At 38.0% G+C, this 26,158-nt stretch carries 16 protein-coding genes; 10 read left to right on the top strand and 6 right to left on the bottom strand.

Going from position 1 to position 26,158, the window contains the following annotated elements:
- Nucleotides 1-19 precede the first annotated feature (19 nt).
- From MED134_RS14235 to MED134_RS14255, 5 genes are all read left to right on the top strand, one after another.
- Nucleotides 20-556 carry a DUF4252 domain-containing protein gene (locus MED134_RS14235; protein WP_038600496.1) on the top strand — a complete coding sequence of 179 codons (537 nt, stop codon included), beginning with the start codon at nucleotides 20-22 and terminating at the stop codon, nucleotides 554-556.
- Nucleotide 557: 1 nt separating this feature from the next.
- A complete protein-coding gene (locus tag MED134_RS14240; RefSeq protein WP_038600500.1) occupies nucleotides 558-1,106 on the top strand; it encodes a DUF4252 domain-containing protein in 549 nt (182 codons plus the stop codon).
- Nucleotides 1,107-1,392: 286 nt separating this feature from the next.
- Nucleotides 1,393-3,786, top strand: a complete 2,394-nt coding sequence (locus tag MED134_RS14245; RefSeq protein ID WP_038600503.1) for a zinc-dependent metalloprotease — start codon at nucleotides 1,393-1,395, stop codon at nucleotides 3,784-3,786.
- 71 nt (nucleotides 3,787-3,857) lie between these two features.
- Entirely contained in the window at nucleotides 3,858-4,877 is a 1,020-nt protein-coding gene (locus tag MED134_RS14250) for a threonine aldolase family protein (RefSeq protein ID WP_038600506.1), read from the top strand.
- A 205-nt stretch (nucleotides 4,878-5,082) separates the two neighbouring features.
- Entirely contained in the window at nucleotides 5,083-6,189 is a 1,107-nt protein-coding gene (locus tag MED134_RS14255; protein ID WP_038600509.1) for an OmpA family protein, read from the top strand.
- Nucleotides 6,190-6,339: 150 nt separating this feature from the next.
- Here MED134_RS14255 and MED134_RS14260 read toward each other — a convergent pair whose 3' ends face one another.
- Entirely contained in the window at nucleotides 6,340-6,663 is a 324-nt protein-coding gene (locus tag MED134_RS14260) for a YbaB/EbfC family nucleoid-associated protein (protein WP_038600512.1), read from the bottom strand.
- 123 nt (nucleotides 6,664-6,786) lie between these two features.
- Between MED134_RS14260 and MED134_RS14265 the strand changes: the two genes are divergently transcribed.
- The 3 genes from MED134_RS14265 to MED134_RS14275 all read left to right on the top strand — a co-directional run bounded on the left by MED134_RS14265 (nucleotide 6,787) and on the right by MED134_RS14275 (nucleotide 11,418).
- On the top strand, nucleotides 6,787-8,847 hold the full coding sequence (locus MED134_RS14265; RefSeq protein WP_038600515.1) for a S9 family peptidase: 2,061 nt from the start codon (nucleotides 6,787-6,789) through the stop codon (nucleotides 8,845-8,847).
- A 135-nt stretch (nucleotides 8,848-8,982) separates the two neighbouring features.
- Nucleotides 8,983-10,023, top strand: coding sequence for a PLP-dependent cysteine synthase family protein (locus MED134_RS14270; RefSeq protein ID WP_038600518.1), 1,041 nt, complete (start codon nucleotides 8,983-8,985; stop codon nucleotides 10,021-10,023).
- 135 nt (nucleotides 10,024-10,158) lie between these two features.
- Entirely contained in the window at nucleotides 10,159-11,418 is a 1,260-nt protein-coding gene (locus MED134_RS14275; RefSeq protein WP_035328391.1) for an aminotransferase class I/II-fold pyridoxal phosphate-dependent enzyme, read from the top strand.
- An 82-nt stretch (nucleotides 11,419-11,500) separates the two neighbouring features.
- On the opposite strand, the gene MED134_RS14280 is transcribed toward MED134_RS14275, so the two are convergent.
- From MED134_RS14280 to MED134_RS14290, 3 genes are all read right to left on the bottom strand, one after another.
- The gene (locus MED134_RS14280) at nucleotides 11,501-12,379 is read right to left on the bottom strand and encodes a mechanosensitive ion channel family protein (protein WP_038600522.1); all 879 of its coding nucleotides are present in this window, start codon (nucleotides 12,377-12,379) and stop codon (nucleotides 11,501-11,503) included.
- Nucleotides 12,380-12,513: 134 nt separating this feature from the next.
- Entirely contained in the window at nucleotides 12,514-13,587 is a 1,074-nt protein-coding gene (locus MED134_RS14285; protein ID WP_038600524.1) for an endonuclease/exonuclease/phosphatase family protein, read from the bottom strand.
- Between the two features lie 67 nt (nucleotides 13,588-13,654).
- Nucleotides 13,655-14,791, bottom strand: coding sequence for a TlpA disulfide reductase family protein (locus MED134_RS14290; RefSeq protein WP_038600527.1), 1,137 nt, complete (start codon nucleotides 14,789-14,791; stop codon nucleotides 13,655-13,657).
- Between the two features lie 78 nt (nucleotides 14,792-14,869).
- Here MED134_RS14290 and MED134_RS14295 point away from each other — a divergent pair, with 78 nt between their 5' ends.
- A complete protein-coding gene (locus tag MED134_RS14295; RefSeq protein WP_084811678.1) occupies nucleotides 14,870-17,257 on the top strand; it encodes a GAF domain-containing protein in 2,388 nt (795 codons plus the stop codon).
- A gap of 21 nt (nucleotides 17,258-17,278) precedes the next feature.
- On the opposite strand, the gene MED134_RS14300 is transcribed toward MED134_RS14295, so the two are convergent.
- Complete coding sequence (locus MED134_RS14300; protein WP_038600534.1) at nucleotides 17,279-18,520, bottom strand: Pycsar system effector family protein; 1,242 nt, start codon at nucleotides 18,518-18,520, stop codon at nucleotides 17,279-17,281.
- A gap of 47 nt (nucleotides 18,521-18,567) precedes the next feature.
- Between MED134_RS14300 and MED134_RS14305 the strand changes: the two genes are divergently transcribed.
- Nucleotides 18,568-22,290 (top strand): metallophosphoesterase, encoded by a 3,723-nt coding sequence (locus MED134_RS14305; RefSeq protein ID WP_038600536.1) that lies wholly within the window; start codon nucleotides 18,568-18,570, stop codon nucleotides 22,288-22,290.
- Between the two features lie 80 nt (nucleotides 22,291-22,370).
- Here MED134_RS14305 and MED134_RS14310 read toward each other — a convergent pair whose 3' ends face one another.
- Nucleotides 22,371-26,048 carry a metallophosphoesterase gene (locus MED134_RS14310; RefSeq protein WP_038600539.1) on the bottom strand — a complete coding sequence of 1,226 codons (3,678 nt, stop codon included), beginning with the start codon at nucleotides 26,046-26,048 and terminating at the stop codon, nucleotides 22,371-22,373.
- Between the last annotated feature and the right edge of the window lie 110 nt (nucleotides 26,049-26,158).

Below are 26,158 nucleotides of genomic sequence, written 5' to 3' on the forward strand. Positions count from 1 at the left end.
AAATCAAAAAACAAAGAAGATGAAAAAGTTAATAATGATAGCAGCTCTTGCATTAGTAACCCTAGCAAGTAACGCCCAGAGCCCTTTTGATAAGTACGAAGATCTTAAAGGAGTAAGCTCTATAGTAATGAACCAGAAGATGTTTAAGCTACTCAGTAAAGTAGACCTTAACTCATCAGACCCAGAGATGCAGCAGTACATAAACCTAGTAGATAACCTAGAAAATGTAAAGATGTATACCAGTGCAAATACAGGTATAATGGACCAGATGAACGCATCTATGAAAGGCTACATAGCAAGCAGCGGTTTACAAGAACTAATGCGAGCAAAAGATGATGGTAAGAATGTAAAGTTTTACTATAAAGAAGGAAGTAGTGAAGACTATGTAAAAGAGTTTGTAATGTTTTTAAACGGAAATATGGAAGGTGAGCAACGCACTGTATTCTTTCAGGTAACAGGAAACATAGATTTAAAGCAAATATCTAAGCTAGCTCAAGACCTAGATTTTAAAGGTAGTGAAGCTCTTAAGGAAGTTCAAAACGCAAAAAAGTCATAATATGTATAACACAATAAAAACAGTAGTAGCAGCCTTTGCGGTGTTGCTCACACTTGCAAGTTGTAGTAATAAACAATCGTTGCAAGAGTATTATGTAGATAATCAAGAAAACGGTGACTTTATTCTTGTAGACGTACCTACTAGTTTACTAGGTAAAAATGTAGAGGCGTTAAGTGAAGAGCAGCAAGAGGTTTTTAAAACCGTGCGTAAAATAAACCTAATGGCATACCAGACTAAGTCTGGTGACACGGCAGCAATGCAAGTAGAGCGCGATAAGGTAAAAGACATCCTTACCTCAGATGATTATGAGGAGCTTATGAAAGCCAGCGGAGATATGGGACAAATGCGTCTCTATTTTAAAGGAGAAGAAGATGCTATAGATGAGGTAATCTTCTTTGGTGCAGATGATAATAAAGGCTTTATGCTTGCTCGCTTACTAGGTAATGATATGAACATAGGAGATATGATGCGTATGGCAGAGTCTCTAGAAAAGAGTGATATAGATGTATCACAATTTGGAAGCATTATGGAAGTTTTTGATAATAAATAAAGTCAAAAAATGTTGAACGCATAAGCCCTATTTGGCGATAGGCTTTCCATATATAGAGGTACCCGCAAGGGTGCCTCTTTTTTTTTGGAGCATATACAGCAGGTGTATTTACAAGAGCGGTATCCCGCTTTACGTTGCAATTCCTCGGGATGGCACAGCCAGCCCTGCGGGATTTACACTACAATCGGGGCTAGCTATGAGATTTATAGAGTACTCTCTTAGTACCCTATAATTGGCAAGTATATTTTCATCTAAACGTGTATCTTAGACAACCTAATTTTACGATATGAAAAAATACAGCATTCTTGCCATTTGTTTATTAGTCGCAACCAGCACCTTTGCACAGTTTTTAGATTCAAAAAAAGATTTAGTAACCTCAAAAGGATTTTTCACACTGCATTATGATGAGAGTGATGATAAGATATATGTAGAGGTAGATAAGCTAGATGAAGAATTTTTATACGTACACTCACTGCGCACAGGCTTAGGAAGCAACGACATAGGTCTAGATAGAGGACAACTAGGTGGTAATGCAGTAGTAAAATTTCAGAAAGTAGGTAATAAAATAATGCTTGTACAGCCTAATATGCGCTACAGAGCAAATACTACAAATGAGCTAGAACGCAAATCTATAGAAGAAGCCTTTGCAAAGTCTGTACTCTTTGGTTTTCCTATAAAAGAGCAAAAAGGAGGAAAGTACCTCATAGACTTCACACCGTTTTTACTAGAAGACACACACGGTGTAGCTGCGAGATTAAAACGTGGTAAGGAAGGTACTTATAAATTAGACAAAACAAGAAGCGCTATGTATATGGAGCGCACAAAGGCTTTTCCAGAAAACACAGAGTTTGAGGCGCTACTCACTTTTAAAGGCAGCCCAACGGGAAGAAACATACGCTCTGTTGCACCAGATGCAAAGGCACTTACTGTAGTACAGCACTACTCATTTGTAAAGTTACCAGATAATAAGTACGTGCCTCGTCCTTTTGATCCTCGTGCTGGAGTAAACGCAACTACATACCTAGATTATGCAACACCGGTGCAAGAGCCTATAGTAAAGCGCTATGCAAACCGTCATAGACTGGAGAAGAAAAATCCTAATGCAGCAATAAGTGAAGCAGTAGAGCCTATTATCTATTACCTAGATCCTGGTACTCCAGAGCCAGTGAGATCTGCATTACTTGAGGGAGCAAGCTGGTGGAACCAAGCATACGAGTCGGCGGGATTTAAGGATGCATTTCAGGTAAAAATGTTGCCTAAGGATGCAGACCCTATGGATGTGCGTTATAATGTAATACAATGGGTACACCGTAGTACTAGAGGGTGGAGTTATGGAGCAAGCGTGCGTGACCCACGTACAGGGGAGATCATAAAAGGGCACGTAAGCCTTGGGAGTTTAAGAATACGTCAAGATTTTTTAATCGCTCAAGCGTTGATGAATAAGCCTTTTGCAGAGCGTGATGATAATTATGAGCCTATGCTAGAGATGGCGCTCGCAAGAATAAGACAATTAAGTGCTCACGAGGTAGGTCACACTATAGGGTTTGCACATAACTTTGCAGCAAGTTCAAACGGTAGAGCTAGCGTTATGGATTACCCGCACCCTACACTCACCTGGGATGGAAGTGAAGTAGATTTTTCTAATGCCTATGCAACAGGTATAGGAGAGTGGGATAAAGTTACTGTACAGTATAACTACGGAGTGGCTCCTAAGGGAGTTTTAGAAAAAGACTATCTCAATACTATCTTAACTACAGCAGAGCAAAGTGGCTTACGTTATATAACAGATAGTGATGCGAGACCGCAGGGGGGAGCTCACGCTAAGGCGCACCTATGGGATAATGGGGCTAGTGCTTACCAAGAGTTAGATAAAATGCTTGCTTTAAGAAAAGGGGCTATCGCAAACTTTTCTGTAGATAATATACGTAGCAATGAGCCTTACTCTGTTCTTGAAGACGTATTTGTACCACTATATTTTTACCACAGATATCAAACTGAGGCAGCGGTTAAAATGATAGGAGGTCTCGAGTATAATTATGCCGTAAAAGGTGATAGTAATCTTAGCATAACAAAGATTCTTGACGCTGGAGAGCAAAGAGCAGCGCTTAGTACCGTTTTAAAAACCTTGACAGCTACAGAGCTGGCTATACCTAAAGACAAGTTGGCATTATTCCCTCCTAGAGCGCAAGGGTATGGGAGATCACGTGAAAGTTTTAAAAGTAATGATGGTGTAGGCTTTGATGCTTTAGGCGCTGCAGCAACAGCAAGTGATATGACGTTGTCACTGCTTCTTCATCCAGAAAGAGCAAACAGACTTGTGCAACAGAAGGCGATAGACCCGTCTCAAATGGGACTTGATGGTATGCTTTCTACGCTTGTAAATAGCACCATATTCAGTAACGAGCAAGATGCTTATAAAGCAGAAGTGCAGCAAGCTATTAATTACAATGTGCTCAAGCATCTTATGAATCTTTCGGCGCATAGTAAGTCTATACCACAGACTAAAGCTTTTACGAGAGCACAGCTTAAACAGGTGAGAGCAAAACTTGCTAGTCAAACTACAGATGCAAATGCGGCATTTATGGTAGATGAAATTGAGACATTCTTAAAAGCGCCAGAAAAGTTTAAGGTGTTACCATCTCCAAAAATTCCAGATGGATCACCTATAGGATGTATGTAAGTACGCTTTCGCGAAAGCGTAATCTTAAAACTCACCACCACATATTATAATTATATCATACACTAGAATTAATGAAAATAGATTTACGCTCAGATACACTCACAAAGCCTACTCCGGCTATGCTCGATTTTATGATGAAAGCACAAGTGGGTGATGATGTTTATAAGGAAGACCCTACAGTAAACGAGTTAGAGAGTCGCCTTGCAAGGATGTTTAATATGGATGATGCTTTGTACTTCCCAACTGGGAGTATGGCAAATCAAGCAGCCATTAAGTTACACACACAGCCAGGAGAGCAACTTATAGCAGATGCTTATGCTCACGTTTATAATTATGAAGGAGGAGGAGTATCCTTTAATAGTGGTGTATCGTGCAAACTTATAAATGGCAATAGGGGTATGATAACTGCATCTCAGGTAGAGGCAGCTATAAATCCGCCAGATTTTTATCATAGTCCGCTCACTACATTGGTGTGTCTAGAAAACACAACAAATAAAGGTGGAGGAGCTTGTTATGATCTAGAAGAGATAAAGAAAATTAAAGCAGTGTGTAATAAACACGGCTTAGGTTTACATCTAGATGGTGCAAGATTATGGAATGCCCTTGTAGCAAAAGGAGAGGAGCCATCCAGTTATGGAGAACTATTTGACACTATATCTGTATGTCTTTCAAAAGGCCTTGGAGCTCCTATGGGCTCTGTTCTTATAGGAAAACAACGATTTATGGATAAGGCAATGCGTGTGCGTAAAGTTTTAGGTGGTGGTATGCGCCAGGTAGGGTATATGGCCGCTGCTGGCCTGTATGCGTTAGACCACCACGTAGATAGAATGGTAGAAGATCACCAGCGAGCGCAAGAGATAGCAACTTTATTAAAAAGTCAAACTTACGTTAAATCTGTTGAGTCTACTGAAACAAATATTATAATATTTAACCTTAAGGATACTATAGATGGGGTTTCTTTTACTAACTATCTTTTTGAAAATCAAATAGCTATAAGTGATATGGGACAAGGCAAATTAAGAATGGTGACTCATTATGATTACGATAAAACTGCTCACGCCCGTGTTCTAGACGTTTTAGGCAGATTTTAAGCGATTTATCATAATTAGAAAAATCACTAAAAATGCATTAAAACGTGAAGATTGTGTTTTTTTGTGTTGTTGGTCGATTTAAACACGTATTTAATCCTTTTTGAACTTTCTTAAAAAAAAGTTAACGTCTTTATAAGGGAAAGCGGTTATTTTTGTACTTTTAAAATTGAATTCCAACACTTTAATCTTTTAACTATCAATTATTATGAAGAAAATTTTATTTTTATGTGCATTAGTAGGATTTGCATTTGCAAATGTTCAAGCACAAGATTTACCTACTAATCCAGAACCAGGTAAATGTTATGTACGTTGTACAACTCCAGACATCTATGAGACTCAGAGTGTACAGATCCAAAAAACACCAGCTTACAAAGTACTTAAAGTTGTACCTGCTCAATACGATACAGTAACTGAGCGTGTGATGGTAAAAGAGGCTTCTAAGCGTCTTAGAGTAATACCAGCTACTTACAAAACTGAAACAGTAACTTATGTAAAGAGTACTTCAGGTTCTTCTTTAAGAGTAGTTCCTGCTTCTTTTTCTAACGATACTGAGACTATCGAAGTAAAATCTGCTTATGCGCAGTGGGAATTAGGTGCTCCAGCTCCTGATTGTGCTTCTTCTAACCCAGACGATTGTCGTTACTGGTGTTACAAAGGGTACCCAGCTGAGTATACAACAGTATCTAAGCGTGTACTTGCTTCAGATGCAACAGTACAGTCTACTCCAGGAGGTTCTGCAAACGGAACTTACACTAAGAGAGTTGTTGATCAGCCTGCAAGAGTAGTTGAGGAAGAAGTTCCTGCTGAGTTTGCAACTATCACTAAAACTGTACTTGTGAAAGATGCTACTACTACTGAAGAAGTAGTTGCTGCAACTTTTGACACTGTATCTAAAGAAGTTCTTAAGCAGAAAGGTGGTCTTACTACTTGGAGAGAAGTTGAGTGTGCTCTTGTTGAGTACCAAGCACTTCCTATCAACTGGAATACTAACTCTGCAACTTTAACTCCTGCTGCAAAAAACATTATCGATACTAGATTAATGCCATTACTTGCTGAAAACCCAGGTGTAAAATTAGAGATCGCTTCTCACACAGATTCTAGAGGAGCTGCTTCTTCTAACCAAGATCTTTCTGAGCGTCGTGCACAGTCTGTAGCAAACTACCTTATCTCTAAGGGAGTAAACAACAGTCTTCTTGTAGCAAACGGATTTGGTGAGCGTAAGCTTAAAAACCGTTGTGCGGATGGTGTTTCTTGTACTGAGCGTCAGCACGCTGCAAACCGTCGTACTGAATTCCGTCTTATCAATAACTAAGACTTATATTAGCACTAGCTAATCAGTTATATAGTAAAGCGCCTTCATAATGAAGGCGCTTTTTTTGCTTCATATTCTAATAAGTGATTAGAACAAAAAAAGACAACCACGCTATGTGGATGCCTTTTTTAATACAGTATATATGTTGTGTTATTTAAACATATCCATTCCTGGTATGTTAGGCATACCTTCCTTAGCAACGGCAGCCATTTCTGTATCGTGTATACCTTGTGCCTTCTCAAGGGCTTTATTAAGGGTTAATACAAGATAGTCTTCTAGTTGTTCTTTATCTTCTAGTAACGCTTCATCAAGACTAATCTCTTTTATACGGCCACTTGCTGTCACAGTCGTTTTAAGTAATTGGTCTGACGATGCTTCGTCTATTAAAACTGTTTTAAGTCTTTCTTTAGTTTCTTCGGCTTTTGCTTTGGCTTCTTGTAGTTTACCCATTAAGCCCATCATATCTCCAAACATATGTATTGTTTTTAATCATTAGTGAGTACAAAGTTATTAAAAGCATTGATGACCTATTTCATACAACACAAAATAGTTAGACAGATGGGTTGTACTTTTGCATTTCTATAAAATATAAAGCTCTTGATAAAAAATAATATACCACCTGTAGCCAAAAAATTACCTGTTCAACTAGAAAAGCATAATGATATACGAGTAGACGATTATTTCTGGATGAATGAAAGAGATAGTCCGGAGGTGTTGTCACACCTTGAAGAAGAAAATAGGTATTACAATGAGATGACGGCTCATACCAAAGCATTTCAAGCTGAACTTTTTGAGGAGATGAAAGGTAGGATAAAAGAAGATGATGCTTCAGTACCTTATAAGCACAATGGCTACTGGTATTACAGACGTTTTGAAACAGGTAAGGATTACCCGCTATATTGTAGAAAAGAGGGAAGTTTAGATGCTCCAGAGATCATCGTTTTTGATAATAATGAGATGGCTGTTGGTCATTCTTATTTTAGTCAAGCGAGCTATTCTGTCTCAGAAGATAATACCATTGCGGCTTACGGTATTGATACCGTAAGTAGACGCCAGTATACCATACGTTTTAAAAATCTCGTTACTGGAGAGATTCTTAATACTGAAATTAAAAATACAACAGGGGGAGCTGTATGGGCAAATGATAATAAAACTGTCTACTATTCCAGAAAAGACGAAGAGACACTACGCTCTAACCAGATTTTTAAACACACATTAGGTACAGATCCTAGTGAAGATGTGCTCGTTTATCAAGAAGACGACGAGACATTTTATACTTATGTATTTAAGTCAAAGTCAAAAAAATATATTCTCATAGGTTCTGACAGTACGATGACGAGTGAGTTTAGATTTGCATCTGCAGCCCGAGGAACAACAGATTTTAAAGTTTTTCAAGAGCGTACACGAGGTCTTGAATATGCAGTATCGCATTATGATGACGCGTTTTATATACAGACTAATAAAGATAAGGCTACTAACTTTAAGGTAATGAGAACTCCAGAAAACCAAACTGCGATGCAGTACTGGGAAGACCTTATACCTCACAGAGAAGACACGCTTATAGAAGACGTTGAGATTTTTAAGGAGTACTTAGTGGTAAGTGAGCGTAGCAACGGGTTAAATAAGATAAGAATCAAAAGTTGGGATGATAGCGTAGACTACTACCTTCCTTTTGATAATGAGACCTATGATGCATACCCTACGACAAATATAGATTTTGATACTCATATTCTTAGATATGCTTACAATGCTTTAAATACGCCTGCATCTGTTGTAGACTTTGATATGAAAACTCAAGAAAAAACGGTTCTTAAAGAACAAGAAATTCTGGGTGGTAACTTCTCAAAAGATAACTATAAGATGGAGCGCATCTGGGCACCTGCTCAAGACGGTGCAAAAATTCCAATCTCAATCGTTTATCATAAAGATACAGTGCTAGACGGAAACGCTCCCCTACTGCAATATGCATACGGAAGCTACGGAAGCACCATAGATCCATCCTTTAGTAGTATACGTCTTTCTTTACTTGATAGAGGTTTTATCTATGCCATTGCGCATATACGAGGAGGGGAGTATCTAGGTCGTAAATGGTATGAAGATGGAAAACTCCTTAAAAAGAAAAACACTTTTACAGATTTTATTGATGTTTCAAAATTTTTGATAGCACATAATTACACATCTTCAAAACATCTTTATGCATACGGAGGCTCTGCCGGAGGTTTACTTATAGGTGCGGTTATAAATATGGCACCAGAGCTCTATAACGGGGTTATCGCTGCTGTTCCATTTGTAGATGTAGTTACAACAATGCTTGATGATACCATACCACTCACAACGGGAGAGTATGATGAGTGGGGAAATCCTAATGATAAGGAGTATTATGAATATATGAAGAGTTACAGTCCTTATGATAACGCTTTCGCGAAAGCGTACCCTAATATACTAGTAACCACAGGTTATCACGATAGCCAGGTGCAATACTGGGAACCTGCAAAATGGGTAGCAAAACTTAGGGAGAACAACATTTCTAATAACCAAATCATCTTCCAGTGCAATATGGATGCGGGTCACGGTGGAGCATCAGGGCGTTTTGAAGCCTTAAAAGAGGTGGCGCAAGATTATGCGTTTTTGCTTGATTTAGAGGGGATTACTAAGTAGTGCTACAGCTTGATGTTTATAACTGTATGGAATAGAACCACTAAGAAAGATCTTATTTTTAAAAATTATAGTATTTTTGCTCTGTTTTGCGCGCACGTTTTAACCAGAAACTGCGCAAGGCACTAACCTAGATATATGAACAAGGACTTAAACGTTTATGATAACGCGTTACAACTTATAGGTAACACGCCCCTCATAAAATTAAATAGCATAACAGCCGATTTTGACGGTGAATTTTTAGCCAAAGTCGAAGCTTTTAACCCAGGTCACTCTTCAAAAGATCGTATAGCTCTTCACATTATAGAGGAGGCAGAGCGTACTGGAGTACTTAAACCAGGCGATACTATTATAGAGACTACATCTGGTAACACAGGTTTTAGTATTGCAATGGTGAGTATCATAAAAGGATATGAGTGTATACTTGCAGTGAGCTCAAAATCATCGCCAGATAAAATAGATGCTCTTAAAGCAATGGGAGCAAAGGTGTATGTATGCCCGGCAAATGTAAGTGCAGACGACTCTAGATCTTATTATAGTGTAGCAAAAAGACTGCACGAAGAAACTAAGGGTTCTGTATACATTAATCAGTATTTTAATGAGCTTAATATTGATGCTCATTACTTATCTACAGGTCCAGAAGTGTGGAGTCAGACAGAAGGGAAGATTACTCACCTCATTGCTTGTAGTGGTACAGGCGGCACAATATCTGGTACGGCTAGATTCTTAAAAGAGCAAAACCCAGAGATAAAAGTAATAGGGATAGATGCTTATGGGTCTGTGATTCAAAAGTATCACCAGACACGTGAGTTTGACGCTACAGAGATTTATCCATACAGAATAGAAGGTTTAGGTAAAAACTTAATACCTACAGCTACAGATTTTGACGCTATAGACGAGTTTGTAAAAGTAAGTGATGAAGAGGCAGCACATAGTGCTAGAGAGATTGCAACCAGAGAGGGGTTATTTGTAGGTTATACAAGTGGTGCCGCTATACAAGGTGTAAAGCAGCTAGCTGCACAAGGAGAGTTTACAAAAGATAGTAAAGTAGTTATAATATTTCCAGATCACGGAAGCCGCTATATGAGTAAGGTCTTCTCTGATAAATGGATGAGTGACCAAGGCTTTTTTGATAGTCAAAATGAAGAAGCTGTCGCAACTATAGAATACATAAAGTAATCTAAAATATTACGTATATTTAAACTCCTACCTCGTGTAGGAGTTTTTTGTTTTTGGCAATCATACTATTAGATTTTACTGTTAGGTAAAAATGTCAAAATTGTGTACTTTTGCACCTGTTTTCAAAACAAGCATATGAAAGATTTATTTGATAAAATTTACAAGGATAAGGGACCATTAGGTAAATGGGCATCAGTAGCAGAGGGATATTTTGTATTCCCAAAGTTAGAAGGGCCTATTTCTAACCGTATGAAGTTTCAAGGGAAAGAAGTGATCACGTGGAGTGTAAATGATTATTTAGGTCTTGCAAATCGTCCAGAAGTAAGAGCAGTAGACGCACAAGCAGCTGCAGATTATGGATCTGCTTACCCTATGGGTGCTCGTATGATGTCTGGTCACACAGAGCTACACGAGCAACTTCAAAATGAGTGCGCAGCCTTTGTACAAAAGGAAGCAGCTTACTTACTTAACTTTGGGTACCAGGGTATTATGTCTACTATAGACGCACTGGTAGGTAAGGATGATATCATTGTGTATGATGTAGATACCCACGCTTGTATTATAGACGGTGTGAGACTGCATATGGGTAAACGTTTTACCTACAAGCATAACGATATGGCAAGTATCGAAAAAAATCTTGAGCGTGCTACAAAAATGGCAGAGCAAACCGGCGGAGGAATCTTAGTGATTTCTGAAGGTGTATTTGGTATGCGTGGAGAGCAAGGGAAACTAAAGGAGATAGTTGCTCTTAAGAAAAAATTTAATTTCCGTTTACTTGTTGACGATGCACACGGTTTTGGTACACTAGGTGCTACTGGTGCAGGAGCAGGTGAGGAGCAAGGTGTTCAAGATGATATAGATGTATACTTTGCAACCTTTGCAAAATCTATGGCATCTACAGGAGCATTTATTGCTGGAGATCAAGAAATAATAGATTACTTAAAATATAACCTACGTTCACAAATGTTTGCAAAGTCACTGCAAATGCAACTTGTGGTAGGAGCACTTAAGAGACTAGATATGCTACGCTCTATGCCAGAACTTCGTGAGAAGTTATGGGAGAATGTAAATGCATTACAAGGTGGTCTTAAGGAAAGAGGTTTTGATATAGGTACAACACAATCTTGTGTAACACCAGTATATCTTAAAGGATCTGTGCCAGAAGCAATGGCACTTGTAAAAGACTTACGTGAGAACCACGGAGTGTTCTGTTCTATTGTAGTATATCCTGTAATACCTAAAGGTCTTATACTTCTTAGAATGATACCTACGGCATCACATACGCTTACAGACGTAGAAGAAACACTTAACGCTTTTGAGGCGATACGTGAGCGTCTTGATAATGGAACGTACAAGAGACTTTCGGCAAAGGTGGCAGAGGCTTTTGGAGCTTAAGTCTTAAGGATAATAAAAATGAAAACCCGTTACTAGTTATAGTAACGGGTTTTTTTATGCTTTCGCGAAAGCGTAATAACAACTATTCACTTTCACTTACCATTGATAGTTTGTTATCAAATTGCAGCGTTCTTATAGGGAATGGAATATTTACATCATTTGCATCAAATGCTTTTTTAATAGCTAGCATCCCTTTGTGCTTTGCTGTGAGCTTATCTTTGCCGTTTTCACAGTCTACCCAGTAACGACATACAAAATCTATAGAACTACCGCCAAAGGCCGTGTAAAAGAATTCTACCTCCTCATTAGATCTGTTTTGTGCAAACGTATTGTTTATAGTCTCTTTTGTGAGTTTTTCTACCATCTCAAGATCAGATTCATAGCCTACACCACATTCTATAATAATGCGTGCGCGGTCTGTGATAGAGTAATTTTTTAAAGGATTATCTGTAATTGTTTTGTTAGGAATGATTACAATATTGTTATCTGGTTCACGTAAACTAAAATTATTAAGTTTTATATCCTCTACATAGCCAGTATAACCACTAGTTTCTACCCAATCGCCTATATTAACTCGTTTTCTAAAAGAAAGTATAATCCCTGCAATACCATTTGCAAGCGCTCCTTGCAAGGCGAGACCTATAACGAGTCCAGATACACCAGCACCTGCTATAAGTGTGTTGAGCGTTTTATCAAGATTAAGAACGCCTAAGGCAAGAAATAAGCCTACAAGCACAACGATTACGGCAAGGGCTCTACCTATAAGTTTTGTAATAGACTTTTGCGGTACATACTTCTTTACCACCTTTTGTGAGTACTTATTTACTAGGCGTGATACAAAGTATGCGATTACTAGTACAAGTATAGCGACTGCTAGATTAGGAAGGTTTCTTATAAATGCTTCTACCCATCCCCATAATTTGGTCGATAGATTATTTAATGATGCTGTTATTTTATCCATTAGGGTTTTTCTTTGGTTTAAAACCAAGTTACCGTCAAATGTTAAAATTTCTATCTCATTTAACCTTCATTAACTAGTAAGTATGCGTATTTCTAAAAAAAATTAAGAAAAATAGGAGTACGCTTTCGCGAAAGCTATCTCGTGGCCTCTAGTTCTTCTTGCTCTGCAATGCGGGCAGATATCTTTCCATCTGCTATGATCTCTTTGATGTCTTGAACTTCTTCTTTTGACATACTAGGGTTAGGAACATCTACATCTACAAGTGGGAAAGCGATGTTATAATACATTGCAAAATGATCTGAACCAAAGCGCGGTAAGCGCTTCATTTGTGTAACGTGCAAATCCTTTGAATAAAATAAATGATCTAGCGGAAATCTAAGTAACCAGTAGTTTGCGTGGAAGGATGGATACAACCCTCTTCCTACTCGTGGGTCAAGATATCCTGTCATTTTACTAAAAAGGCGTGAGGTTTTAGACCACACCACATCATTAAGATCACCACATACCACGGTAGCGTCTTGTGACTCTCTACATTTTTTACCTACAAGCATAAGCTCTGCATCACGTTCTTTAGACGTTTCATTTTCTGTAGGACTCGGTGGAGCAGGGTGTATTGCAATTAGATTAAATAGCTGGTTTGCGTAGTTTATCTCGCAATGTATGGAAGGGATATCCTTTTCTACTAAATAGTGTATATCTGCACTCTTAAAGGGAATTTTAGAATAGATATGCATCCCATAAAAATTATCTAGCGTAGCCTTTACAGTATGTATATACTCAGGAAATGCCACAGAGATGGCATCATCCCACTTTTGGTCTGACTCCATTGTAATAAATATGTGAGGCTTGTTTTCTTTTATGAGCTTTATAAAGTCATCATAATTTGTATTGGTCTGTAAAACGTTTGCTGTGACCAGCGTGAGTTGTTCTTTGTGAAATTGCTGCTTAGGCTTACGTCTGTGATAAAATGGCGTGTATGGTCTTATAAGAATGACCTGGTATAGTAGTACAGCTGCAATGGCAGTAATAGCAATTATTTGCACGACATTAAATTGCTTCCAGAAAATAAAAGCAAGGGCAATGAGTATAACTTGTATAACAGCCGTTTGTAATCGCACAAAATCAAAAAACCTAACGGTCCAGTGAGATATAGGCAATAGCGGTAGCAGTGGTGCTACAATAAACAAACAGATAAGCCCTATTAACATAATAGTAAATGTAAACAGGCTATATGATATTTACTATACTTTTTACAATACTTTGTGATGACAGCTTTTAGCTGTCACCTAAAAGCTCTTTCATTTTTGCACCTAGGGCAGATCCTCTTAGGTCTTTTGCGATAATAACGCCATTCTCATCAAGTAAAAATGTAGCTGGTATTGCACGCACACCATAGCTTCTAGGTATTGGGTCTTGCCAGTAATTTAAGTTAGAGACGTGGTACCAGTCCATTTTATCATCTTTAATAGCTTTTTTCCACCTAGCTTCTTGACCTGGTCTGTCTAGGGATACACTTATAATATTAAGCCCTTTATCGTGATACTGGTTATATACGTTTACAACATTAGGATTTTCCATACGGCAAGGCCTACACCACGATGCCCAGAAGTCTATGATAGTATACTTTCCTAATGCATCAGATAAGGCAAGTTCTTTACCTTCTGGAGTCTTTGCACTAAACTCAGGCGCTTTATTACCTACACTAGCTAGAGCACTGGCAATACGTTGTGATTTGAGTTGTGCGATATAATTTTCTACGCTTTCACCTATAGGAGAATCTTGTATGTCTTTTGATAAGCTCTGGAAATAAGCATCAGACTCATCTACTTTAAGAACTTTTGCATTAATAAGATCAGATAGGGCTATAATAGAGACCATCTTGTCTGTATTATTCTCTACTACTGCCTTTTTATCAACAATAAATTGCTCGTCTATATCTGCTATTTTTTCACGCATAAGTGTGACCATTACGCCATCTGTCTCACGTTGCGCTTTTTGCATTTCTTTAATGTATTGTTGTTTTTTTACAGCTGTCTGTCTAGCGCTATTTCTGTAAGAATTAAATAATTCATTTTCTAAACTTCCTGTCACAATTGATGCGCCTAGACTATCTTTGTACAATTCTACAGTAAGAGGTTTTGCATCCTTTACTAGTAAGAGTTGGTTATTTGGTTTGCCTTGGCTCAAGATTAAGATACCAGTGCCCTCTGTAATTGGTTTTTTAAAAGTAAAAGTTTCGGCAGTTACCTGGGCAGTGTCTAGAGCTATACGCTTATTGTTAGACCCCAGTTCTTCTAGATAAAGCTCTGTGCCATCTGGCATACCAGCAGCGGTTCCTTGTATTGGAGAAATATCATTATTCCCACAAGAATAAAGTAATAAAAGTACGGTTATCGCTACTAATTGTTTCATAAATGATTATTTTAAGTAACAAAAATAAGAATAGTGCGTATAATAAAGAAAGAAAGAGGGCTATAGAAGCCAGAAGTTATGAAGACGAGTATGCAATTTAAAAATCAAGATTTTCCGTTGGACCTACGCTTTAGTGTGGAGAAGCTTATGGCGCACTACACCCAAGAAGCAGCAACAGATCATCTACAGGCTCAAAATAGAATTAAAGAGCTTACTCAAATAACACAAAAATTTCCTGAGCTTATCACAGGTATAAGCGATCTAGACAACTTATCACAATATCAAGAGCAGATAGATAATTTACTGTTAGATCTCTTTCCTGCAGTATTACAAAGCAATGAGATAAAGATAGTCTCAATGCCATTTCAGGAGACGGTATTACAGTCTACAAAGCGATATAAGTCTATTATAGCTAGCGGAGGTGAAGAGTATACTCCGGAGATAACAAACTTTGATGATAACCATTATTACATAATGGGCTGCAGCATTATCTTAATGCAGTATTATGGTTATAAAATAGACTTTAGAAGGCCATTTTATTACGAGATACCAGATGCAAGTGGTATGACACGTTCATATAGAATGTTATATAACGGAGACTTTGTAGGTATAGAAAAAAAGCCAGAAACTCCAGAAATCACAGAAGAGGATGTTGCCGTGTTATTAGATAACTTTGATAACATAGAGGTGTGGAAAGAAAAATTCCCCTCTCAAGGTTATATTTTTAAAGGCTTTGTAATCGCAAACCTATATGACGCCACGGTAGATGTATCTATATCAAATCTAAAATCTGGTCTATTACAATATGACCAAGATGATACAAACTTTACAGAAGATTTTCATAAAATCTTTCAGGCTATATTCAATTTACCAGAAATCCAAATAGGTTTTTCTAACTATAATGAGCAAGAAGGTAAATTTGAACTGGTACCACTAAAAAAAATAAACAGTTATATTCTTTACGGTGAGACTGAGGCGACGTGTACATCTGCCCTTTGTGAAGGATCTTATGATGCCGTTTTTAAAACAGGTAAGTATTTTGCAGTATCAGATATTAAACAATATCATAAACGTTTTCCAGACATTAAGATGTATGAAAACTTTAAAGATCAAGGTATAGGAAGTGTGATACTAGCTCCTGTAAGGTATAAAGGTAATTTGCTAGGAATATTTGAGTTAGCTTCTCCCAATATAGGTGAGCTGAACACTATTAATGCAAATAAACTAGAAGATGTAATGCCTTACATAGTCGAGGCAGTAGTGCGCAATAAAGAGCAGCAAGAAAATGAGATAGAACTCGTTATTCAAAACGAGTGTACGTCTATACATCAGAGTGTCTACTGGAAATTTGAGCAAGAGGCAAAACGCTTCTTAAAATTACAAGCTCAAGGAGATGCAAACGTTCAGTTTAGAGATGTTGTTTTTAAAGATGTATACCCACTCTTTGGGCAAATAGATATTAAAGGCTCTTCAGAAGCGCGTAATAAAGCTACGCAAAAGGATATCTTATTACAGCTAGATAAGGCTATAGAAATTCTAAAAGAAGCACGCAGTATAGAATCTTTACCTATCTATGAGCAATTAGAATACAATCTCAATGAGTTTTTAGTAGAAACTAAAGAGCAACTGGAGGTAGATAGTGAGCGTAAGATTCTTAACTTTTTAAAAGAGAATATACGCCCATTATTTAGCCATTTATTAAAACGTAGTGACAAGCTTAAATCACTCATCACATCATATAGAAGCCAGATAGAAGATAATCTAGGTCTTGTGTACCGACACCGTAAAGAGTATGATGAGTCTGTTATGTTGCTCAACAAGCGTATGGCGGCTGTACTCGAAAAGAAGCAAAAAACAGCTCAAAATATGTACCCACACTTTTTTGAATTGTTTAAAACAGACGGAGTAGAGCACAATATGTACTTAGGTGAGGCTATTACAAAAGACGATAGTTTCAATAAAATTTACCTCTATAATTTACGATTGTGGCAACTACAAGTAATGTGCGAGATGGAGAATGAGCATTTCTCGCTTTCGCGAAAAATGGATCACCCACTAGAAGTTGCTTCTATGATATTAGTTTTTAATACCTCATTATCTGTGCGCTATAGAATGGACGAAAAACGTTTTGACGTAGATGGCACTTATAATGCTCGGTATGAAGTGGTAAAAAAGCGAGTAGATAAAGCTTATATAAAAGGCACTCAAGAGCGTATAACACAAGCTGGAAAAATTACCATCGTGTACTCGCAATATGAAGACGAACAAGAATACCTACGCTATATTAAATTCTTACAGACCAAGAATTATTTAGGATCTGAGATAGAGATACTTCAGTTAGAAGATTTACAAGCGGTTACTGGCCTCAAAGCACTACGTGTAAACGTGCTTTACGCTCAGAAAAAGGGAAAAGCAAAAAAGAGCTTCTATACCTATGAAGATCTTATGGAAGAGATAAAGGCATAAATAGTATACCTTAGGCTTTATTTATATAAAGCCTAAGGCCATATTAGTAAGGTCACCCACACCTTCTACCACAGTGGCAGCTTTATCTCTATAGATAAAGAATACTGCAAACGTGATTACAGATATGATAATACCTATCATAAAGACATTATAGGTCATACGTAGCAACTTATATTTCCTGTCGAGTACGACTCCTAAGAAGTATAAATCTTTTGTAAGTGCAGAGTATATGTATTCTTTATCTTGCAACATCTCTCCTATAGCCCACTCATAATCTTCAAGTTTCATTTTATGAAAATTTCCAAAGAACAGTAGGTTTACCTTTTTTTGACGTACATCCTCTTTGTCAAATTCACCGCGGGTAACGTTTGGTCTAGTAGCTATAATAGACATTACCATAGAGATCATTGCAAAAAGCACAAATACCGCAGTAGGATATATTAAGTGAGCATTACTTTCATTCTCAAGTTTTGGGATAAGATTTGCAAGGGCAAGAGAGATTACAATAGCATTTACAGAGAGTAAAATGTTTGCCTTTGTATCTGCAATGTCACTAAGCTTGATGTGGTTACGTAAAGCAATACGATACATAGACTGGATACCCTTTTCTGGACTTGCGTCCTTGAGTTCCATTTTTATTTTTTCTTTCTTTCTAGCTTTTTTTGCCTTTTTACGTGCCTTTGTTAGATCGTTAAGATTGCTATCTTTTTTCGGTTTCCAGTTTTCTTGGGCATAGGTAGTATAGTACTTATGCTTTATTGTAAACATCTCTATGTTTGCCTTTGTCCACTCTTCTGGAGTGTACTCCTTGATGTTTTTTATTTTTAGTTCTTGACGCAAGTATTCACTAGCTTCCGGAAAATAATCTTTGGCAAAATGGGATGCATCTGCATCTCTAAGTACCTTCTCTAGATAGGTTTCTGGTTCAACTCGCATATCTGTTGCGAGTATTACTTTTTTAACTTCAGAGATAATATGAGCATCTACACCTTCACCTTTTAAGAAGGTTTCTGCCATTTGTGCACTGCGTGCTTCGTGCTCTTTTGTACCGTCTACATACCCTATATCGTGCAGTAGTGCACCTAGTTGAAGAATGAGTTTTTCTTCATCTTTAAGGTTTTCTTCACTATTATCTATAATTTCTTGGGTACTTTTAAGGACTCTCTTGGTATGTACATAATTATGATATATACACGTCTTAGGTAGTTCGTTATCAAAAAGTTGAGAGATATAGTTATCCGTTTTTTCGAGTAATTCGGTCATAGTAATTGCAAGCGATTAGACTTCTAAAGTACATTAAAATTAGCCATATGAACAAATATTACGTTTTTCTTAACTTCTTACTAGCCCTCTTCTTAAGTGGTTGTGCGACGTATGCCCCTAAGTATGCAAATGAAGTAGCTGAGCCTCAAAATTTTGATAGTAGTACGCTTTCGCGAAAGCGTATACATAAAACATTTTACCTCATAGGTGACGCCGGAGGTGATAGTGATGGCGGTAGTACATATGCGCTTGATGCTTTCAAAAAAGTAATAGATACGGCAGATACTAAGGATGACTATGCAGTCTTCTTGGGAGATAATATTTATGATGCTGGGTTACCCAAAAAAGATCACCCAGAGCGCGCAGAAGCAGAGCGCAGGCTAGATATACAAATCGCTGCTGTAGAAAACTTTAAGGGGAAAACACTTTTTATACCTGGTAATCACGACTGGTATGCAGGTGGAGTAGAAGGAGTAAAACGCCAAGAAAAGTATATCGAAAAGGCACTAGATGATAAAGAAGCTTTTCAGCCAGAAAATGGATGCCCTATCGAGATGAAAGAGGTAAGTGATGATGTGGAGTTAATGATTATAGACACGCAGTGGTATCTAGAAGACTGGGATGAAAATCCTACTATAAATGACGATTGTAACATACGTACTCGTGAGGGGCTATTTTTAGAAATAGAAAATGAGTTTAAAAAGAATAATGAAAAAACGATAGTTGTTGTAATGCATCACCCTATGTATACAAATGGGGTACACGGAGGTAAATTCAGTTTTGATAAGCAATTATATCCTACGCAAAGTAAGTTTCCGCTTCCGGTGCTTGCCTCTCTTGTAGCACAAATTAGATCACAAGGTGGTGTTTCTATCCAAGATAGATATAATAAACGATACAATGAGCTTATGAAACGTATAGCGGTACTTGCTACAGATACAGATAAAGTAATTTTTGCGTCTGGTCACGAGCATAGTTTACAATATATAGAAAAGGACGGTATCAAGCAGATCGTGAGTGGAGCCGGGGCAAAAAACTCTGCAGCAGCACTGGGAGAAGATGGGCTTTTCTCTTACGGAGGTCAAGGCTTTGCTATATTAGATATTTATGAAGACGAGTCTTCGGCAGTACGATTTTATGCGGCAAACCAAGGAGAGCCAGAATTATTATTCACCTCACAAGTTCATCCACCTCGCGAGCCGGTTAATCTAGACTCGCTGCCAGAGTTTTATCCAGAGACGGTAATGGCAACGGTATATGAACAAAATGATACAGACGTCTCAGATGTACATACGTCACTCTGGGGAGATCATTATAGAGAAGTTTATGGTACACCTGTTACAGCTCCTGTTGCAACGCTAGACACGCTTATGGGAGGTTTTACAGTAGATAGAAAGGGAGGTGGGCACCAGACACGCTCTTTACGACTTAAGGATAAAGACGGGCGCGCTTATAACTTGAGAGCCGTGCGCAAGAGTGCAGTACAGTTCTTACAGAGCGTGGCATTTAAGGATAATTTTATTCAAGAAGATTTTAGAGATACGTTTACAGAAGACTTAATTCTTGATTTTTACACATCTGCACACCCTTATGCTTCACTTGCGGTGGCACAACTCTCTGATGCGGTAGGTATATATCATACTAATCCGCGTTTAATTTATGTACCTAAGCATAAAGCTCTTGGTAAGTATAATGCAGATTATGGAGATGAACTATATCTCATAGAAGAAAGACCAGACGAAGATTTTACAGATGTAGACTCTTTTGGTAACCCAGACAGTATAGATAGTACAGATGATGTATATGAAAATTTAAGAGATGATGAGGAGTACCAGATAGATGAAGCAGCTTACCTGAGGGCACGTATTTTTGATATGCTTATAGGTGATTGGGACCGTCACGCAGACCAGTGGAGATGGGCTCGATTTGATTCAAAAGGAACAAAACTTTATAGACCTATACCTCGTGATAGAGATCAAGTGTTTTCAAAATTTGATGGAGCAATTTTAGGTCTTCTTAAAACGCTTATCCCAGCGGTAAAACAGTTTCAAAACTATGATGGAGATCTAGAAAACGTAAAGTGGATTAATGAGGCGGGTATCAAAATGGATCGCGCACTACTCAAAAATGCCGTAAAAGAAGACTGGCTACGTGAGGCTACATATCTACAAGAAAATCTAACAGATCAAGAGATAGATGAGGCTTTTAAAGCTTTACCTCTAGAGGTGCAGAACCTAGGAGTTGATGAAATTAAAAAGAGCCTGCGAGAAAGAAGGTCTAACATTGTAGATATTGCAGAGACCTACTATGACTATATCTCTACACTCGTAATTCTTACGGGAACAGATAAAGATGATCACTTTGAGATTACAAGAGGTGATGAGAGTACCAGAGTACAAATCTCTAGAATAAAAGATGGAGAGGTTAAAAAACCTTTTGTAGATAGAACGATATCTTCACAAGAAACCAGCGAAATATGGATTTACGGTCTCGATGATGATGATGTTTTTAATGTAAGTGGAGGAGGGAAGAGACCTATTAAAATGAAAATTGTAGGTGGTCAAAACAACGACATTTATGAGATAAAAGACGGTCGTAGACTTAAAGTGTATGAGCATAAAACTAAGCCAAATACCATAAAAGAAAAGAGCGGAGCAAATGTGAAGTACTCAAATATCTATAACTTTAATACATACGACCCACTCAAGAAAAAAAGTACAGCAAATAGTACACTACCAGCCATAGGCTTTAACCCAGATGATGGGCTTCTCATAGGCGTGACTAATGTGTTTTCTACCTACGGGTTTAAAAATGACCCTTTTAGCAGTAGGCATACACTTAATGCGACATATTCATTTGCGACAGAGTCACTTAATTTAAAATATGAAGGCGACTTTGCAAATGCTTTCGGACAGTGGAATCTTGTAGTAGGAGGTAAGTTTACAAACGAGGCATTCTCTCGTAACTTCTTTGGTTTTGGAAATGAAACAGTAAATAATGACGACGATTTAGGACTCGACTTTAACCGTGTACGTAATGGCGAGATTGGTGCACACATAGGTGTAGAGAGTGATAATACCTTTGGTAGTAAACTACGTTTTGTAGCAAACTTTGAGCGCATAGAAATAGAGCAAACAGGAGGACGCATTATAGATGATGCGACACTATTTACCCCAGATACAGATAACTTTTTTGGAGGGCAATCTTTTATAGGTGTAGAAGGTTCATACAGTTATATAAGTGCAGATAATCAAGCAAACCCAACTAGAGGTATGGAGTTTGAAACAGTTATAGGTGCTAAGCGCAACTTGAGCTCTGGTGATAGAATGTATTCATATGTCAACCCAAAAATAGGGTTTTATAATGCGCTTTCGCGAAATAGGAAATTAGTCCTAAAAACACTCGTACAATCACAAATAAGAATAGGTGACGACTTTGAATTCTATCAAGCAGCCTCATTAGGAGCAAGAACAGGATTGAGAGGTTATCGCTTTAATAGATTTACTGGGGAGTCATCACTAGCAGCTTCTGGAGATATAAGATATAGCTTTGATCGTTTTAGTACAGGTCTTATCCCTATACAGCTAGGAGTTTTTGGAGGAGCAGATGTAGGTCGTGTGTGGGTTGATGGTGAAGACAGTAAGAAATGGCACAACGACTTTGGAGGTGGTTTCTGGATAAATATGGTAGAAACCGTATCTGGACAAATAGGAGCCTTTGCTGGTGAAGACGGGATGCGTATAGACTTTAGATTTGGAGTTAGATTGTAAAAATCTATAACTCAAATAGCTTTAACAAAAAAAGGCTCCCAAGTGGGAGCCTTTTTATTAGTCTAATCTCAAGCATATCTTTACAAACCTAATGATAACCCAAAACCTAGTCTGCCACCTTCTGGACCGTAAAAATAATGTACATCTGTTTTAAGCACTGCAGCGGTAGTAAATTGTAATCCGCCGCCATAGCTATAATGTAATGTGCTATCTTCATTTCCACCAGTCCAGATGCGCCCCGTATCGTAACCTACGTATCCTTGCGTACGCACAGGAAATAAAAAGGTACGTATGGGTTTTAATTTAAAGCCTATATCTACAGATCCAGCAAGTGATTGCTCACCTCTAAAACGACCTTGTCTATAAGATCTTAATCCATTATTTGCACCTAGCGTTGCGAGTCTATAAAATGGAATATCATCACCAAATCGTAACTCACTAGCAATACTTGTTTTTAAAACAATATTGCGTGATCTATCTATAGCATTCCAGAATGTTATACTAGGATCTATAGCTCCCACATATTGCGATGAGGTAAGCTCATCTGCTACACTACTACGTATTGTAAAATGCATTCCTCTTGTGGTAAAAGCTTCATCATCTCTACTTTCATACTCATATTTCCCAGTGAGGGAGAGATACTCTGTACTTGCTAGTGCAGGAGTTGTGACATTTATATCTCTCAGATCTGTGTTTTCATAAGTAAGATCAAAAGCTGTAGAAGAGCCATATTCACCAGTATAGTATAGACCTATCCCACCTTGTAAATATTGAGTGTACACTCTATTGTCATCAAAGCTATTTGCATTGTTCAAGCTACCATTACCGAGTCCAAAAAAGTTCTCTGTATAATTTGCAGATGTCAAACGGCCAAAAGCTTTAAAATTCCAATCGTGAAAGAGGTGAGCCTTATGCCACTCTAGTGAAGCGTCTACCGCCTGTGTGAGTGATATATAACGGGCATCGAGCTCAATCTTTGTTGTAAAAGGATGCCTCTCATAACCCAACGTAGATTTCCCGAAAATAAGTCGCGGTGAGAAGCCCTCATCTGGATTGTAATTTGCCTCAAGGCAAAAAGTGCCGCCACTATCTGGTCTACGCTCGCTATCATAAATATGATTCTCGTAAATATCATCTATGTGGCGGGTTGCCTTCCCTTTATTTGTAATTGTATTTTGATAAGACTTTTGATCATAGATGGTAACATTTTTTCCGCCATTTACAGTAAACGTATCATTCTCTAGTCCTCCTACAAGCACTATTTTTATAGGACTAGTACGTAAGCCGTTTACTTCAAATATATCTTTATCATCAAGGCCATAAATCCATATGTTTTCTGTCACGTCTTTATCCAGTGTTCGGTCAAAGAGTAGTGTACCTTTCTCACCGTCCTTAATACGATAAGCCATCACTCGTACATTTCCATTTGTCAGATTTTCAATGATAAAGTGATCATCTTTATCAGTTCCTTTAAGAGATACAAACTTGCTTAAATGGCTATAATAACGTTGTATGATGTCGGGAAGATTACGCTTTCGCGAAAGCAAACTCTCCTGTATCTCCATCCACGTAGAATCTTGAACTTTCTTTGGAGCAGCTTTAAAAGCGCTTTGCACAACCTCTTCTGTAATGCGTTTTTGAATATAAGTTACCTCCTCTAGCCAAAGCGATAGATCTGCCTGTTGTAATATGGCTCTGTCTAGGTTTACGGCACTCTCACTAAATTGCTCAATAAATGGAATGTCTGGTCCATAGTTACCAAACTGTCGCATCCCGCTCATTATTTTTTGTGCTTTTTCTAAAAATGCGCCGTCAAATTTTGCAAACACCTGATCCCTATCTCTGGGTACAGCAAGATACTTTATGACACCATCTGCCTCATCTACCTTATCTTGTGCCCAGCGCCACTGGTCTTCGTGTCTATCCCAGTCACCTATGAGCATATCAAATATGCGCGCTCGTATGTACATACGTTCATTGAGCTGGTTAGACTCATCTTCTCGTAGTTCTTTAAATAAATCTGGTGTGCTTTCTACCTCATTGCTGAACTCAAACATATGTGACTTATTAAAGTCACCACTAGGTTTTTCTACAATCATATAAAGTACATTACCGTGGTCTTTATTAAAGTTGCCTAGCGCTTTTTGCTTGGGTATATAATATAGTTTTGGGTGTGTGTGAGGGACATCTATAGCACCAGCAAGTCTTGGAATTGCAAATGCGCCATAAGGATGCGCGGCTGTATAAAAGTCTTCAATTACAGTTGCGGGCACGGTATCTTCAAAATAATTCTCGGCATCAAGATCATTATACCCCGCCGATTTTAAAAAAGCAAGCGGATCTTTTGCAATAGCTCGCATATTATACTCTCGCCCTTCTTTGTCCTCAAGGCGTAGACCATTAGTCTGATTTCCGCCACCAGCACGTTGTACCGTAAGGCCTCCATACAATGTGTCGAGCAGGGCAACGGGAGCTTCAACAGGCACTCCATACACATACCTATAATGCTTTCCCCAGAATTTCTCATACTTAGCACTTTTTATAACACTCTCTTGGGGGTAAATAGATGCCACCATCGTTTTAGGAAAACGTGTAGGAAGGCTGTCTATGTTATAATCCTTAGGTTGTTGAAAAGCTGTTTTTGAGTATAGTTCTGTCAGGGCCCCATCTTGTAATCCATAAAAATGAACAGAAGATGCACCCCCTTCATACAGTCTCACCTCAGAAAAACCAGCTTTTGTAGACGTAAAAAGTCCTTTTTTACTCAATCTTGCAGGCTTTACAGAACTTCCCGTACCGGCAATGACTTGCTTTATTTCACCCTGGTCTATGTATTGCATAGATCGCTCGTGTGAAGAGAGGATAATAACCCTAGGTGCGTCAAAACTAGCGAGCTCTATATGAGACATTAGCTCGTTCATAAGTGGGTTGTATCTATCTTGTTTTGATAATCCTCCTTGTGATCGTAAAAATGACCAAAATGTTCCCAAGCCTGGGATAAAGAGATTTTCTGCCGTGGGACGATAAGTAACCTCAGCAGGAATTTCTCCTCCGTATACACCATTTGCATAGAGTGGGTGGTGCATCCCTATAATAATTGTTTTGTGACGAGCCTTGCGTATCTCGCTACTTAGTAATGTAGTAAACTGTTCGCGTGTCTTAAGCTCACACTTGTCGTTCATCTCTTTTACTTTACTCCAGTCTTCTATATACCACTGTGAGTTAATAAGAATGAGTTCTACTTCGTCATTAACTTCTATGGTTTCAAGAGGGCAACCATTTTTCGGTATAAAATGATCTTCTTCATCATAAAAGTCTTCTATGGCATCTTCTATTTCTTCCATTCCCTTAAGACCAGTCTCGTTCCACTCAAGTTCTCCTGGTAAAAAGAGTGCGGTGCCCTTAAAGTTTTTTGTGATCTCAAGCTGTTGTAAAAGTTGTTTTTTACTACGACTATCTTTTAGGTCATTGCGATGTAGGTTATCGCCTGTAAATAAAAAATAATCTTCTTTTTTACTATGCTTTTTTATATAGTTACCTACATCATTTAGCAATGACTCATTTGCACCGCGCGCATAGGCACCAGCGTTACCTAGCTGGAAGAAACTCACATAATTTTCATTAGTGTCGTTAGTGAGTATGTGATTTGTATCTCTGTATAAATCGTGATGCACAGCACAAGACTCAGTAAGTAGTAGCACTATAGCAAGTACAGAAGCATAGAAGAAGTAAGTAGGAAATTGTAGTTTGTAATTCACGTTTTAATTTTATTCAATCTACACATCATTTTTCATAATTATCCTTAGCAAAAGATTAATATTTGTTAAATAAAAACTGCCTATCTCATTAATGAAATAGGCAATCTAAA

The organism is Dokdonia sp. MED134 (assembly GCF_000152925.2).
In the GTDB taxonomy this organism is placed as follows: Bacteria; Bacteroidota; Bacteroidia; order Flavobacteriales; family Flavobacteriaceae; genus Dokdonia.

Coding starts and splice junctions, on each gene's coding strand:
- MED134_RS14235 (WP_038600496.1), top strand. CDS start 20: ATGAAAAAGTTAATAATGATAGCAGCTCTTGCATTAGTAACCCTAGCA.
- MED134_RS14240 (WP_038600500.1), top strand. CDS start 558: ATGTATAACACAATAAAAACAGTAGTAGCAGCCTTTGCGGTGTTGCTC.
- MED134_RS14245 (WP_038600503.1), top strand. CDS start 1,393: ATGAAAAAATACAGCATTCTTGCCATTTGTTTATTAGTCGCAACCAGC.
- MED134_RS14250 (WP_038600506.1), top strand. CDS start 3,858: ATGAAAATAGATTTACGCTCAGATACACTCACAAAGCCTACTCCGGCT.
- MED134_RS14255 (WP_038600509.1), top strand. CDS start 5,083: ATGAAGAAAATTTTATTTTTATGTGCATTAGTAGGATTTGCATTTGCA.
- MED134_RS14260 (WP_038600512.1), bottom strand. CDS start 6,663: ATGTTTGGAGATATGATGGGCTTAATGGGTAAACTACAAGAAGCCAAA.
- MED134_RS14270 (WP_038600518.1), top strand. CDS start 8,983: ATGAACAAGGACTTAAACGTTTATGATAACGCGTTACAACTTATAGGT.
- MED134_RS14275 (WP_035328391.1), top strand. CDS start 10,159: ATGAAAGATTTATTTGATAAAATTTACAAGGATAAGGGACCATTAGGT.
- MED134_RS14280 (WP_038600522.1), bottom strand. CDS start 12,379: ATGGATAAAATAACAGCATCATTAAATAATCTATCGACCAAATTATGG.
- MED134_RS14285 (WP_038600524.1), bottom strand. CDS start 13,587: ATGTTAATAGGGCTTATCTGTTTGTTTATTGTAGCACCACTGCTACCG.
- MED134_RS14290 (WP_038600527.1), bottom strand. CDS start 14,791: ATGAAACAATTAGTAGCGATAACCGTACTTTTATTACTTTATTCTTGT.
- MED134_RS14295 (WP_084811678.1), top strand. CDS start 14,870: ATGAAGACGAGTATGCAATTTAAAAATCAAGATTTTCCGTTGGACCTA.
- MED134_RS14300 (WP_038600534.1), bottom strand. CDS start 18,520: ATGACCGAATTACTCGAAAAAACGGATAACTATATCTCTCAACTTTTT.
- MED134_RS14305 (WP_038600536.1), top strand. CDS start 18,568: ATGAACAAATATTACGTTTTTCTTAACTTCTTACTAGCCCTCTTCTTA.